This window comes from Actinomycetospora chlora (assembly GCF_039542135.1).
Taxonomy (GTDB): domain Bacteria; phylum Actinomycetota; class Actinomycetes; order Mycobacteriales; family Pseudonocardiaceae; genus Actinomycetospora; species Actinomycetospora chlora.
On record NZ_BAABHO010000014.1, the window covers coordinates 1 to 13,530 of the forward strand.

A 13,530-nucleotide genomic window follows, 5' to 3' on the forward strand; every position below is an offset into this window, starting at 1 on the left:
GCGGCCGCCGCGACGACGGCCTCCTCGTCGGCCCGCTGCCCGACCGGGCCGCCGAGGAGGCCGTCGAGGTGGCGGGCCAGCGCGTCGTCGTCGTGCAGCGCGGCGACGACCTCCCGCCCGGCCGGCGACGGGCGCACGCCGATCGCCCGCCGGCGCGCCAGCACCGCCGCGCGCAGCGCCGGCGGCGCGACCATCCAGCCTGCTCCGAGACCGGGCGACAGGATCTTGCTGGTGGTGCCGAGGTGCACGGTGACGTCGGGCGCCAGGCCCGCGAGCAGGGGCAGCGGGGCGACGTCGTAGCGCAGCTCGCCGTCGTAGTCGTCCTCGACGAGCAGGACGTCCTCGTCGCGGGCGCGGGCCACGAGCGCCGCCCGGCGGGCCAGGGGCAGCCGCGCGCCGAGCGGGTACTGGTGCGCCGGCGTCAGGTACACCGCGTCGACCCCGGCCGGGATCCCCTCGACGCGCAGCCCCTCGTCGTCGACGCCCACGAGCCGCACCTCGGCGCCCGCGTCCCGCAGCAGCGCCGTGGCCCGGGTGTAGCCGGGCTCCTCGACCGCGACGCGCGGTGCCCGCCCGAGGTGCCCGTGCAGCACGGCGACGAGCTCGGCGAGCCCGTCGGTGGTCCCGGAGGTGGCGAGGACGTCGTCGGGCGCGGCGGCGAGCCCGCGGTGGTGCAGGAGCAGCCGGGCGACGGCGTCGCGGTAGGCCGGGACGCCGGCGTGCTCGGGCCGGGCCGCCGGCGCACGGTCACCCGCCCGCCGCCAGGCCCGCCGCCACGCCGCCCGGTCCAGCACCGCCGTGCACGGCACCCCCGGCCGCAGGTCGACCGACACCCCGCTCCGTGCGTGATCTTCTGAGGTATAGCTCGGAAGATCACGCACGTGGGCGGTGGCGAGGACGTACGTGCCGGCGCCGCGGCGGGGGCCGAGCCAGCCCTCGGCGACGAGCTGGTCGTACGCCGCGGCCGTGACCGTGCGGCTCACGCCCAGCTCGGCGGCGAGGGCACGGGTGGACGGCACGCGGTCGCCGACCCGCAGCGCGCCGCGCGACACCGCACCGCGCAGGCCGTCGGCGAGCTGCACCGCGAGCGGCGTCGCCGCGTCGCGGTCCAGCGGCACGGCCGCCTCGGGCACCGGCGCACGCACGAGTGGCCTCCCGGGATCGCGCGGAAGTGGCCGTTCGATGATGCCACCGGGGCACCCAGGATGGAGCCCGTGACCGCACCGCCGCTCTCCCCCACCGACCGCTCCCGAGTCCGCCGCCACCGCGACCGCCAGCGCGGCGACCGCGCCGAGCTGCACGCCGTGCTCGACGAGGCACTGGTGGCGCACCTCGGGCTCGTGGTCGACGGCGAGCCCGTCGTGCTGCCGACGCTGCACGCCCGCGTCGGCGAGGTGCTCTACCTGCACGGGTCCAGCGGCGCCGCGAGCCTGCGCGGCGGCGAGCCCGTGTGCGTGACGGTGACGCTGCTCGACGGGCTGGTGTACGCCCGGCGCTGGTTCACCCACTCCGCGAACTACCGCAGCGCCGTGGTCCGCGGGCACGCCCGCCGCGTCACCGACCCCGACGAGCACCTCGCCGCGCTGCGGTCCCTGGTCGCCGCGGTCGCGCCCGGGCAGGAGGAGTACGCCGCGGCGCCGAGCCGCAAGGAGCTCGCCGCCACCGCCGTGGTCGCGGTCGACCTCGACGAGGCCAGCGTCAAGGTGCGCACCGGCCCGCCCGGCGACGGCGACGCGGTGGCCGAGGGCGACGGGCGCTGGGCCGGCGTCGTGGCGCTGGAGACCCGCGTCGCGGGCGTGACGACCTGCCCGGCGCTCCCGGCGGGCACGCCCGTGCCCGGTCACGTCCCGGCGGTGGGGGACGCCCTCTAGGCCATGGCGGCGGCGCGGCGCGGCGTCACCGCGGGGGCCGGTGCGATGCGTCGCCGCAGCTGCACCGTGGTGCCCCGCTCGCCGGGCAGCACGGCCGTGGCGTGCATGAGCTCGCGCATCAGCGGCAGCCCGCGCCCGCGCCAGCCCGGCCCGTCGCTGGGCCGCCAGGCGCCCTCGTCGATGACGGTGACCACGAGGTCGCGCCCCGTGGACAGCGGGCAGGAGACGGCGGCCCACAGGGTCATCAGCCCCGGGGCGCCGCGCTCGACGTAGGCGTGGTCGACGACGTTGGCGAGCGCCTCGTACAGGGCCAGCGCGAGGTCGTCCGCCGTGTCGGGGTCGGTGAGCTCCCCCACCCACTGCCGGAAACGGCGCCGCAGCGTGCCCGCGTTCTCGGTGGTCGCGAGCGCGCAGAGCTCCAGCGGCGGGACCGCGGTCCGCGGTGTCCGCCGCGGACCCATCCGCTGCAGCACGTCCATCGCGGCCAGTGTTCCCGGGCCCCGGGAGCACAAACGTGGCACCCCCGCTACTCGACCTTGAGCTCCCGGTTGATCAGCTCGTCGCCGACCTCCTTGGCCGACACCTCGCCCGCGCACACCCGCCGGACCGCGTCGACGATCGGGGTGTCGACGCCGTGTCGCCGGGCCAGCTCGCCGATGGCGTCGCACGACTTCACGCCCTCGGCCACCTGGCCGTGGTTGGCCTCCTCGGCCTCGGCGACGCTCATCCCGCGGCCCAGGCACTCGCCGAAGCGCCGGTTGCGCGACAGCGGCGACGAGCAGGTGGCGACGAGGTCGCCCATTCCCGCCAGGCCGGCGAGCGTCAGCTGCTCGGCGCCCAGCGCCACCGCGAGCCGCGAGATCTCGGCGAGCCCCCGGGTGATCAGCGAGGCGGCGGTGTTGTCGCCGTAGCCGAGCCCGGCCGCCGTGCCGCACGCCAGCGCGATGACGTTCTTGCAGGCGCCGCCCAGCTCGCAGCCGACGACGTCGGCGTTGGTGTACGGCTTGAAGTAGCCCGTCGAGCAGGCGTGCTGGACGGCGACCGCGCGGTCGTGGTCGACGCAGGCGACGACCGTGGCGGTGGGCTGCTCGGCGGCGATCTCGCCCGCGAGGTTGGGCCCCGACAGCACGGCGACGTCCCCGGCCGCCGCGCCGGTGACCTCGCGGATCACCTCGCTCATCCGCAGCAGCGTGCCCCGCTCGACGCCCTTGGCCAGGCTGACCAGCGTCACCCCCGCGGGCAGCCGGCCCCGCCAGTGCTCGAGGTTCTCCCGCAGCCGCTGGGCGGGCAGCGCCAGCACCACGGCCTCGGCGCCGTCGAGCGCCTCGGACGCGTCGGCGGTCGCGTGCAGGTCGGCCGGCAGCAGCACGTCGGGCAGGTACTCGTGGTTGCGGTGCTCCTTGGTGACCTGCTCGGCCACCTCCTCCCGGCGCGCCCACAGCGTGACGGGCGTGCCGGCGTCGGCGAGGACCTTGGCGAAGGTCGTGCCCCACGACCCGGCGCCCAGCACGGCGAAGCGGCGCAGCGGGCGCACGCCCGCCGGCAGGTCGGCGACGCTCACTGGCCCGCCGACCGGCCGCGCGTCCCGCGGGTGACCTCGGGGGCCGGCTCACCACGGACGTCGGAGAGCAGCTCGCGCACGGCGGACATCATCCGCTCCGTGGCCTCGCGCAGCAGCGGGCGGGGCCCGACCTCCGCCAGACGGGTGCGCAGGTCGTCCATCGGGATCGGCGGCCCGGCCTGCACCGTGATCGTCGTGCGGCGCGACGGGCGGAAGCGGCGCCGGTAGTGGTCGTAGACCGACAGCGTCCCCCAGTGCACGACCGGGATCACCGGGACGTCGCGGTCGAGCGCGAGCCGGGCGGCCCCGGAGCGGGCGGCCATCGGCCAGCCCGCCTCGTCGCGGGTGATGGTGCCCTCGGGGTAGATGACGACGACGCCACCGTCGTCGAAGGCCGCGCGCGCCGCCTCCAGGCTGGCCCCCGCGTCGGCGGAGCCCCGGCTCACCGGGATCTGGCGGCTGCCGCTCAGGACCCGCCCGAACAGCGGGATCCGCCACAGCGACGCCTTGGCCAGGAACCGCGGCACGCGCTTGGCCCGGTGCACGAACACCGCCGTGTACACCGGGTCCAGGTACGAGACGTGGTTGCACACCAGCAGCGCGGGCCCGGTGGCCGGCACGTGCTCGAGGCCCTCCATGCGCCGCCGCGCGAGCAGCAGGGTCAGCGGGTAGAAGACCGCGGCGGCCAGGGCCACCGCCGGCCCGCCCTTCTCGCGCGCCCGTGCCACCGGCTCGCCACCTCCCGACTCGCTCCGGCCCCCGTCGGGACCTGTTGCGCGGCAGTCTCTCCCGGCGCCCGCCGACGGTCCAGCCGCGGACGATCACGCCCGCGGCCGCGATCATGGTCGAGCTCCGCTCCGCTCCGTCTCCCGGAGGGGCAGACTGGGGTCGTGCACGATCCGGTGGACCTCGTGGTGCCGGTCAAGGAGCTGCGCCGCGCGAAGTCGCGCCTCGCCCCGGCCGTCGCCGACCTGCCCGGCGGCGACGCCGAGCGCGCGCGGGCGGCGTGGGCCCTGCCGCTGGCCCTGGCCCTCGACACGCTGCGCGCCGCGCGGGCCGCCACCCGCACCGGACGCCTCGTCGTCGTCACCGGCGAGCCCGCGATCTCGCTGGGCGGGGCGGGCGAGCCGCGCGAGGACGTGCCCGACACCGGCGGCGGGCTCAACGCCGCCCTGCGCCGGGGCGCCGAGCACCTGTGTCGCACCGGCGCGCGGCCCGGGGCGCCGCGGGCCGTCGCGGCCCTGCAGGCCGACCTCCCGGCCCTGCGGCCCGACGAGCTCGACGAGGCCCTCGAGCAGGCCGCGGCGGTGTTCGCCGCGGGCGCGACGCGTGCCTTCGTCGCCGACCACGCCGGCACCGGCACCACCCTGCTCGTCGCCGCCGCCGGCCGGGCGTTGCGCCCCCGCTTCGGCCCCGGCTCGGCGAGCGCGCACGCGGCGTCCGGCGCGGTCGCCCTCGACGGCGCCTGGCCGGGCCTGCGCGGCGACGTCGACACCACCGCCGACCTCGCCCGGGCCCGCGACCTCGGGGCCGGGCCGGAGACCCGCGCCTGGCCGCACCCGCTGCCGTCCGCCGTCGTCGGGGCCGCCGAGCGGCACTGACGGAGCGACCGCCCCGGCGGCCGCTCCGCTGCGCCGCGTGCCGCGACCTGCGTCACTCGCGGCGCGGTGGCCCTCTCGGGCACCATCGGTCGTCGTGAGCCACTCCGTGTCTACCGGCGCGACCGACGACGTCGTCGACGGGACCGACACCGAGCGCGATCTGCCCGGTGCCCACGAGGCCGGCGACGCGGGCGAGCGCACCGGCCCCCGCCCGCCCGCACCCGCCGACGAGAACGGCCGCGCCCCGCGCCGCACGCCGAGCGCGCCCGCGGCGCCCACCGCCGGCCCGGTCACGGCCGCCGACCTGCCCTCGGACCGCTACGACAGCCGCGAGCTCTCGTGGCTGGAGTTCAACGCGCGGGTGCTCGCGCTGGCCGAGGACACCAGCCAGCCGCTGCTGGAGCGGGCGAAGTTCCTGTCGATCTTCGCGTCGAACCTCGACGAGTTCTACATGGTCCGGGTGGCCGGCCTGAAGCGCCGCGACGAGGCCGGGCTCGCGGTGCGCGGCGCCGACGGCCTGACCCCGCGCGAGCAGCTCGCCCGCATCGCCGCCCGCACCCAGGAGCTCTCGCACAAGCACGCGCGGGTGTGGCTCGACGACGTCGCGCCGGCCCTCGAGCACGCGGGCGTCCACGTCATCGACTGGTCGCAGGTCACCGAGGCCGCGCGCCCGCGGCTCACGGACTGGTTCGCCCGCCAGGTGTTCCCGGTGCTCACGCCGCTCGCCGTCGACCCGGCGCACCCGTTCCCCTACATCTCCAACCAGTCGCTGAACCTCGCGGTCGCCGTCCACGACCCGGAGACGGGCACCGAGCACTTCGCGCGCGTCAAGGTGCCCAACAACGTGCCGCGGCTGGTCCGCGTCGGGCACGACCCCGACGAGGGCGGCGGGACCGACCGCGAAGCCTGGTTCCTGCCCATCGAGGACCTCATCGCCGAGAACCTCGACCAGCTCTTCGAGGGCATGGACGTCCGCGAGCACCACGTCTTCCGGGTGACGCGCAACGCCGACCTCGAGGTCGAGGAGGACCGCGACGAGGACCTGCTGCAGGCCCTCGAGCGGGAGCTGGCCCGGCGCCGCTTCGGCCCGCCGGTGCGCCTCGAGATCACCGACACCATGAGCGAGCACATGCTCGAGCTGCTGCTGCGCGAGCTCGACGTCGACCCGCACGACGTCGTCCAGGTGCCCGGCCTGCTCGACCTCTCGGCGCTGATGGAGCTGCAGGCGCTCAACCGGCCCGACCTCAAGGACCCGGTGTTCGTCCCCTCGACCCACTCGGCGTTCAGCGAGGGCGAGACCCCCAAGAGCGTGTTCGCGACGCTGCGCGAGGGCGACGTCCTCGTGCACCACCCGTACGACTCGTTCTCCACGAGCGTCCACCGCTTCATCGAGCAGGCGGCCGGCGACCCCAAGGTGCTGGCCATCAAGCAGACGCTCTACCGCACGTCGGGCGACTCCCCGGTGGTCGAGTCGCTCATCGACGCCGCGGAGGCCGGCAAGCAGGTCGTGGCGGTCGTGGAGATCAAGGCGCGCTTCGACGAGCGGGCCAACATCGGCTGGGCCCGCGCGCTGGAGCGCGCCGGGGTGCACGTCGTCTACGGGCTGGTCGGGCTCAAGACGCACTGCAAGGCCGTGCTGGTGGTCCGCCAGGAGGGCCAGGCGATCAAGCGCTACTGCCACCTGGGCACCGGCAACTACAACCCCAAGACCGCCCGGCTCTACGAGGACATCGGCTTCTTCACCGCCGACGAGACGGTCGCCGCCGACCTCACCGACCTGTTCAACGTCCTCACCGGCTACGCGCGGCGCACGACGTACCGCAAGCTGCTGGTCGCGCCGTACGGGCTGCGCCGCGGCATCGTCGAGCGCATCGACGGCGAGCGGGAGCGCGCCGAGCGCGGCGAGACCGCGGGCATCCGCATCAAGGTCAACGGGCTGGTCGACGAGCAGGTGATCGACGCCCTCTACCGCGCGTCGGCGGCGGGCGTGCCGGTCGACCTCGTCGTCCGGGGGTTGTGCTCCCTGCGCGCCGGGGTACCGGGCCTCTCGGAGAACATCCGCGTGCGCTCGATCCTCGGCCGCTTCCTCGAGCACTCGCGGATCTTCCACTTCGTGGGTGCCGACGAGCACTGGATCGGCAGCGCCGACATGATGCACCGCAATCTCGACCGCCGCGTGGAGGCCCTCGTCCCCGTGACCGATCCCCGCCTGACCGCGCAGCTCGACCACGTGCTCGACTCCGCCACGGCGCCGTCGACGCGCTCGTGGATCCTGCAGCCCGACGGGTCGTGGGACCCGTGGCCGGTCGCCGCCGGCGAGGGCACCGAGGGCCTGTCGGTGTGCGACCACCAGGTCCAGCTGCTGCAGCGTCACCAGGGCGAGAAGTGATCTACGCCGCCGGTGCGGTGCTGTGGCGTCCCGTCGGGGACGACGGCGCCGAGGTGGCCGTCGTCCACCGTCCCCACCACCAGGACTGGAGCCTGCCCAAGGGCAAGGTCGACCCCGGTGAGACGCGGGCCGACGCCGCCGTGCGCGAGCTCGCCGAGGAGACCGGGTTCGCCGCGGTGCTCGGCCGCCACCTGCGGGCGGTGCACTACACCGTCGGTTCCGACGACAAGACCGTCGACTTCTGGTCCGCGCGCGCCGGCGACGGGCGGTTCACCCCGGGCGACGAGACCGACGAGCTGCGCTGGCTGGCGCCCGCGGAGGCCTCGGCGCTGCTGACCTACGCCTCGGACCGCGAGGTCGTCGACGACTTCACCGCCCGCCCGGCGGCCCTGCGCACGGTGCTGCTCGTGCGGCACGCCCTGGCCGGCCGGCGCACGGAGTGGTCCGGCCCGGACGCCGACCGGCCGCTGGTCGAGGAGGGCCGCGAGCAGGCGCAGCGCCTCGCGGCCATGCTCGCCCGCTACGGCGTCGGGGCGCTGCGCGCGGTGCCGAAGACGCGCTGCCACCAGACCCTCGAGCCCTACGCCGAGGCCGCCGGCCTGACCGTCGAGCCGGCGCCCGAGCTCGGTGACGGTGCCGTCGAGCGCGACCCGGAGGCCGCGCTCGCGCTGGTGGGGAAGCTGGCCGACGGCGCGGCGGTCACGGCGGCCTGCGCGCAGGGCGACGGCATCCCCCGCCTGGTGGGCGACCTCGCCGCGCAGGCCCGCGCGGCGGGCGCCCCGGCGCTGTCCAACCGCGACCTCGACGACCCGCCCAGCCGGAAGGGCAGCTTCTGGGTGCTGTCCTTCGGCCCCGACGGGTTGCTCGCCGCGGCGGACTACCACCGCGACGCCACGTTCTGACGCCTGCCCGTCGGCGACGAATCACCCGAACGGGCACGGACCGGGGCGGGCGCAGGGCTCGGTCACGGTTCGGTTAACGTCGGGACGCCCCCAGCCCCCGAGTCTCCCGCTCCCCCACCGCCGAACGCCAGGAGTGCGCCCGAGGTGCGTCCGTCGAACACCCGACGCGTCCGCCAGATCGTCCTCGTCGTCGCCGCAGCGGTCGTCCTGCTGGGCGTGAACGTCCCGCCCGCGTGGTCGTACATCAGCGAGTGGCGCCACGAGGAACTGATCAACAGCGCGGACTACAAGCGGCAGTACGGGCACTGGGACGTCATCGACATCCCCGACGCCAACCGCGTCAACGCCATCCACGCGGCGCTGCTCTCCACGGGCAAGGTCCTGCTCATCGCGGGGTCGGGCAACAAGGAGGACATGTTCGCGACGCGGGCGCTCAAGAGCCTGCTCTACGACCCGGCCACCGGGCAGTCGCGGATGATCCCCGTCCCCGACGACATGTTCTGCGGGGGCCAGACGACCCTGCCCGACGGGCGCCTGCTCGTCGCCGGCGGCACGCAGCGCTACGAGAAGCTCGACGGCGCGGTGACCAACGCCGCGGGCGGGATGACGGTCAAGAACGAGGACCCGAACACCCCGGCGGTCGTCCCGCTCGGCGCGATCTTCGTCTCCCCCGGCGGGGTGCGGTACCGGTCCACCCAGGAGGTCCGCCTGCCCCCGGCGGCCAAGACCGGCCAGGGTCGGCGCACCCAGGTGACGGCCTCCCAGGAGCAGGTGTTCGTCGAGGCCGTCGACCCCGGTCCGGCCGGGGTGACCAACACCCCGGGGCAGTACCAGATCGAGGGCCTGCCGCCGGCCGTGGCGCGCAACGTCTACGGCCAGGCCCAGCAGATGACCCTGCGCAAGCAGGACTACCAGGGCACCAACCAGGCCTACACGTTCGACCCGGTCAGCGAGACGTGGTCGCGGGTCGGCGACATGCAGTTCCACCGCTGGTACCCGACCCTGACCCCGATGTCGGACGGCCGCGTCATCACGGTCTCCGGGCTGGACGGGGTCGGTGAGGTCCTCAACGGCCAGACCGAGGTCTACGACCCGACGACGAACGTCTTCACCGAGCGCAAGGACCTCACGCACTACTTCCCGACCTACCCCGCGATCTTCGAGACCGCGCGGGCCGGCCAGCTGGTCTACACCGGCGCGAACGCGGGCTACGGGCCCGCCGAGCAGGGCCGCGAGCCCGGCTTCTGGAACACCGACACCGGCGCGTTCGCCCCGATCCCCGGAATGCGCGACCCGGACCTGCTCGAGACCGCGGGCTCGGCCTGGGTCGGCCCGGTGAACGACCAGCGCCTGGCGGTGGTCGGCGGCGGCGGCGTCGGCGAGAGCCCGCGCTCCACCGGCCGCATCGACTACCTCTCGCTGAACGACCCGGCGCCGCACTTCACGCCCGGTCCGACGCTGCCCGAGGGTGTCCGCTACCCGAACCTCGTCAACCTGCCCGACGACACGATGCTGATCTCGGGCGGCTCGCGGGACTACCGGGGCAAGGGCGCGACCAACAACCACATCGCCCGGCTGCTGCACCCCGACACCGGGCAGCTCACGGGGGCGGCCGACCCGAACGTCGGGCGCGACTACCACACCGAGGCGCTGCTGCTGCCCGACGGCCGCGTGCTCACGGCCGGCTCGGACCCGCTGTTCGACGACGACCAGAACCTCGTCCCGGGCACGTTCGAGCAGCGCATCGAGATCTACAGCCCGCCCTACCTCTTCCAGGGCGCGCGGCCGACGATCGGCAGCGCACCGCCCACCCTGGTCCGGGGCCAGACGGCGACGATCCCGACGCCGGACGCCTCGCACATCCGCAGCGCCCGGCTGATCAAGGCGTCGACGGCCACGCACGTCACCACCACCGACATGCGTTCGGTGGCGCTCGACATGTCGCCGACGCCGGACGGCGTGTCGATCACGGTGCCGACGAACCCGGCGCTCACCCCGCCGGGGCCCTACATGCTGTTCGTCGTCGACGACCGCGGCGTGCCGTCGGAGGCGAAGATGATCAACATCGGGCCCGGGCCGCGGCGGGCGCTGCCCGACTGATCGTGGCTGGACCGAGCTAGCCCTTCTCGGCCCGCTTCTCCGCCTGGAACGTGTCCTCGTCGGCGCCGCGGCGCCAGTAGCCCGAGATCGACACCCAGGCGCGGTCGAGGCCGCGCTCGTCGAGCAGGTGGCGGCGCAGCGCCTTGACGTCGCCGGTCTCGCCGTGGACGAAGGCGTGGACGGTGCCGGCGGGCCAGTCGGCCGCGGTGACGGTGGCGACCAGGTCCTCGCCGGCGTCGCGGTGCAGCCAGCGCAGGGTCAGGTCGGCGTCGGTGGCGAGCGCCAGCTCGTCGTCGGGGCCGTCGACCTGCACCCACGCGTGCACCGGCACCCCCGGCGCGATGCGCTCCAGCGCGGCGGCGATGGCCGGCAGGGCCGCCTCGTCGCCGACCAGCACGTGCGCGTCGGCCTCGGGCGAGGGCGCGTAGGCGCCGCCCGGGCCCATGAACACCAGCTCGTCGCCGGGGCTCGCGGCCATCGCCCACGGGCCGGCGACGCCGGTGTCGCCGTGCACCACGAAGTCGATCGCCATCTCACCGGCGGCGTGGTCGAGCGAGCGGACCGTGTAGGTGCGCACGAGCGGCCAGGCCTCGCGGGGCATCGACTCCCGGACGGCGGCGACGTCGAACGGCGCCGGGTAGTCGACGCCGGGCCGCGGGAAGGCGAGCTTCACGTACTTGTCGCTGAAGCCGTTGTCCACCACACCGTCCAGCCCCGGCCCGCCGAGCACGACGCGCACGAGGTGCGGCGTGAGCCGCTCGGTGCGCACGACGCGCAGGCGATGGCCCGGCCCGCCCTTCGACCGGCGGGCGGGAGGAGCGGTGTCGGGAGCAGCCATGCCGCCGACCCTACCCCTGCTCCTTAGGGTGCCCTAAGTCGTCAGAGCCGGGTGGCGACGCGCACCAGGTCGGCCAGCGGGCGCGAGCGGCTGTGCGCGGGCCACGCGATCACGGTGGTGACGAGCGGGGCGTCGACCAGCGGGACCGCGACGACGTCGTCGGCCAGCGCGTGCCGCGCGGAGTCGGGCAGGACCGCGACGGCCCGCCCGAGCGAGACGAGCTGGCGCAGCTGCGCGGTGTCCCGCACCTCCGGACCCGGGCCGTCGGGGTAGGCACCGTCGGGGTGCGGCCAGCGCGGCAGCGCCACGTCGGCGAGGTCGGCCGTCCGCAGCTCCGCGCGGGTGGAGAGCGGGTGCCCGGCCGGGAGGAAGAGCGCCTGCCCCTCGGTCGCGAGCTCCTCGGTGTCGAAGCCGGCCGTCGCGTCGAAGGGGCGGTGCAGCAGGGCGACGTCGGCGCGGCCGTCGCGCAGGAGCCGCTCCTGCTGCCCGGGCCCGCACAGCTGCACGTCGACGTCCACCGCCGCGGGCTCCGCCGCGTAGGCGTCGAGCAGCTTGGCGAGCAGCTCCTCCGACGCGCCCGCCTTGGAGACCAGGACGAGCCCCGGGCCGTCGTGGGTGCGACGGGCGCGGCGCTCGGCGGCGTCGACCGCGTCGAGCGCCGCGCGGCCCTCGGCGAGCAGCACGGCCCCCGCCTCGGTGAGAGCGACCCCCCGCGTCGTGCGGTCGAGCAGCCGGGCGCCGAGGCGGCGCTCGAGCTGCTGGATCGCCCGCGACAGCGGCGGCTGGGCGATCCCGAGGCGCTCGGCCGCGCGGCCGAAGTGCCGCTCCTCGGCGACGGCGACGAAGTACCGCAGCTCCCGGGTCTCCACCCCGTCATCTATACCCCTGCGGTATCGCCGGCCACCGAGTCGGTCTTGGACCGGACCCGGCCCACGGGCCGACGATCGACGCCATGAGCGAGGAGAAGACCGTCGCCCTGGTCACCGGGGCGAACAAGGGCATCGGGTACGAGATCGCTGCGGGCCTGGGGGCCCTGGGCTGGCGGATCGGCGTCGGCGCCCGGGACGACGCCCGCCGCGAGGAGGCCGTCGGGAAGCTGCAGGCCGCGGGGGTCGACGCGTTCGGGGTGCCGCTGGACGTCACCGACGACGCGAGCGTCGCCGCGGCGGCGGCGTCGCTGGACCGGCTCGACGTGCTGGTCAACAACGCCGGCATCACCGGTGGCGCGCCCCAGGAGCCGACGAGGATCAGCATCGACACCATGCGGGAGGCGCTCGAGGTCAACGTCTTCGGCGTCGTCCGGCTCACCAACGCGGTGCTGCCGTTGCTGCGCCGCTCGGCGCACCCGCGGATCGTGAACATGTCCTCGAGCGTCGGGTCGCTGACGCGCCAGGCGGCCGGGGAGCAGGTCGGGCCGATCGCCGCGGGCTACTCGCCCACGAAGACGTACCTCAACGCGGTCACCCTGCAGTACGTCCGCGAGCTCGCCGACACCAACATCAAGATCAACCTGGCCTGCCCGGGGTACGTCGCCACCGACCTCAACGGGTTCCACGGCGTGCGCACCCCGGAGCAGGGCGCCGCGATCGCGATCGCGCTCGCGCAGATCCCCGACGACGGGCCGACCGGCGGATACGTCGAGGACGCCGGATCGATCCCCTGGTGAGGGGTCAGACCGTGGTCGGCTTGTGCGCCGGCCGGGTGGCCTCGAAGGCGTCGATGTCCTCGGCGTGGCGCATCGTCAGGCCGATGTCGTCGAGGCCCTCCATGAGCCGCCAGCGCGTGTAGTCGTCGACCGAGAAGCGCACGACGAGGTCGTCCGCGGTGATGGTCTTCGCCTCGAGGTCGACGGTCAGCTCGAGGCCGGGCCGCTCCTCGATCTTCTTCCAGAGCAGCTCCACGTCGGACTGCTCGACGATCGCGGTGAGCAGCCCGGCCTTCGACGCGTTGCCCTTGAAGATCTCGCCGAAGCGCGACGAGACCACCACGCGGAAGCCGTAGTCCATCAGCGCCCAGACGGCGTGCTCGCGCGACGACCCGGTGCCGAAGTCCTGGCCGGCGACGAGGACGGACCCCCGCGAGAACGGCTCGACGTTGAGGATGAACTCCGGGTCCTGCCGCCACGACGCGAACAGGCCGTCGTCGAACCCGGTGCGCGTCACGCGCTTGAGGTAGACGGCCGGGATGATCTGGTCGGTGTCGACGTTCGACACGCGCAGCGGCGTGCCGATCCCGGTGTGGGTGGAGAACTGGTCCATGTCGGGTCCC

At 75.4% G+C, this 13,530-nt stretch carries 13 protein-coding genes; 6 read left to right on the top strand and 7 right to left on the bottom strand.

Annotated features, from left to right (window positions below; all coding sequences use genetic code 11):
- The coding region (locus ABD994_RS10680; protein WP_345413939.1) for an aminotransferase-like domain-containing protein at window positions 1-1,145 on the bottom strand (1,145 nt) is incomplete at its 3' end.
- 60 nt (window positions 1,146-1,205) lie between these two features.
- Between ABD994_RS10680 and ABD994_RS10685 the strand changes: the two genes are divergently transcribed.
- Window positions 1,206-1,871: a pyridoxamine 5'-phosphate oxidase family protein gene (locus tag ABD994_RS10685; RefSeq protein WP_425550049.1), complete on the top strand. Its 666-nt coding sequence runs from the start codon at window positions 1,206-1,208 to the stop codon at window positions 1,869-1,871.
- Here the strand turns inward: ABD994_RS10685 and ABD994_RS10690 are convergent.
- Genes ABD994_RS10690 through ABD994_RS10700 form a run of 3 tightly spaced genes read right to left on the bottom strand, consistent with a single transcriptional unit; the run spans window position 1,868 to window position 4,160 of the window.
- On the bottom strand, window positions 1,868-2,350 hold the full coding sequence (locus ABD994_RS10690; protein ID WP_345413943.1) for an ATP-binding protein: 483 nt from the start codon (window positions 2,348-2,350) through the stop codon (window positions 1,868-1,870). The genes ABD994_RS10685 and ABD994_RS10690 overlap by 4 nt on opposite strands.
- 47 nt (window positions 2,351-2,397) lie before the next feature.
- The gene (locus tag ABD994_RS10695) at window positions 2,398-3,396 is read right to left on the bottom strand and encodes an NAD(P)H-dependent glycerol-3-phosphate dehydrogenase (RefSeq protein ID WP_345414171.1); all 999 of its coding nucleotides are present in this window, start codon (window positions 3,394-3,396) and stop codon (window positions 2,398-2,400) included.
- Between the two features lie 32 nt (window positions 3,397-3,428).
- A complete protein-coding gene (locus tag ABD994_RS10700) occupies window positions 3,429-4,160 on the bottom strand; it encodes a lysophospholipid acyltransferase family protein (RefSeq protein ID WP_345413946.1) in 732 nt (243 codons plus the stop codon).
- Window positions 4,161-4,322: 162 nt separating this feature from the next.
- Between ABD994_RS10700 and cofC the strand changes: the two genes are divergently transcribed.
- The 4 genes from cofC to glxA all read left to right on the top strand — a co-directional run bounded on the left by cofC (window position 4,323) and on the right by glxA (window position 10,424).
- Window positions 4,323-5,033: a 2-phospho-L-lactate guanylyltransferase gene (gene cofC / locus ABD994_RS10705; RefSeq protein WP_345413948.1), complete on the top strand. Its 711-nt coding sequence runs from the start codon at window positions 4,323-4,325 to the stop codon at window positions 5,031-5,033.
- 94 nt (window positions 5,034-5,127) lie between these two features.
- The gene (locus tag ABD994_RS10710) at window positions 5,128-7,422 is read left to right on the top strand and encodes an RNA degradosome polyphosphate kinase (protein ID WP_345413950.1); all 2,295 of its coding nucleotides are present in this window, start codon (window positions 5,128-5,130) and stop codon (window positions 7,420-7,422) included.
- Complete coding sequence (locus ABD994_RS10715; RefSeq protein WP_345413952.1) at window positions 7,419-8,324, top strand: NUDIX hydrolase; 906 nt, start codon at window positions 7,419-7,421, stop codon at window positions 8,322-8,324. The genes ABD994_RS10710 and ABD994_RS10715 overlap by 4 nt, the downstream gene beginning before the upstream one ends.
- Before the next feature lie 144 nt (window positions 8,325-8,468).
- Window positions 8,469-10,424, top strand: coding sequence for a radical copper oxidase GlxA (gene glxA / locus ABD994_RS10720; RefSeq protein ID WP_345413954.1), 1,956 nt, complete (start codon window positions 8,469-8,471; stop codon window positions 10,422-10,424).
- A 16-nt stretch (window positions 10,425-10,440) separates the two neighbouring features.
- On the opposite strand, the gene ABD994_RS10725 is transcribed toward glxA, so the two are convergent.
- Together ABD994_RS10725 and ABD994_RS10730 are read right to left on the bottom strand one after the other, a co-directional pair.
- Window positions 10,441-11,262, bottom strand: coding sequence for a siderophore-interacting protein (locus tag ABD994_RS10725; protein ID WP_345413956.1), 822 nt, complete (start codon window positions 11,260-11,262; stop codon window positions 10,441-10,443).
- 41 nt (window positions 11,263-11,303) lie between these two features.
- The gene (locus ABD994_RS10730; protein ID WP_345413959.1) at window positions 11,304-12,131 is read right to left on the bottom strand and encodes a LysR family transcriptional regulator; all 828 of its coding nucleotides are present in this window, start codon (window positions 12,129-12,131) and stop codon (window positions 11,304-11,306) included.
- A gap of 83 nt (window positions 12,132-12,214) precedes the next feature.
- On the opposite strand from ABD994_RS10730, the gene ABD994_RS10735 reads away from it, so the two are divergent.
- Window positions 12,215-12,928, top strand: coding sequence for an SDR family NAD(P)-dependent oxidoreductase (locus ABD994_RS10735; RefSeq protein WP_345413962.1), 714 nt, complete (start codon window positions 12,215-12,217; stop codon window positions 12,926-12,928).
- Window positions 12,929-12,932: 4 nt separating this feature from the next.
- Here the strand turns inward: ABD994_RS10735 and leuD are convergent, their stop codons facing one another.
- On the bottom strand, window positions 12,933-13,520 hold the full coding sequence (leuD, locus tag ABD994_RS10740; protein WP_345413964.1) for a 3-isopropylmalate dehydratase small subunit: 588 nt from the start codon (window positions 13,518-13,520) through the stop codon (window positions 12,933-12,935).
- Window positions 13,521-13,530: the final 10 nt, after the last annotated feature.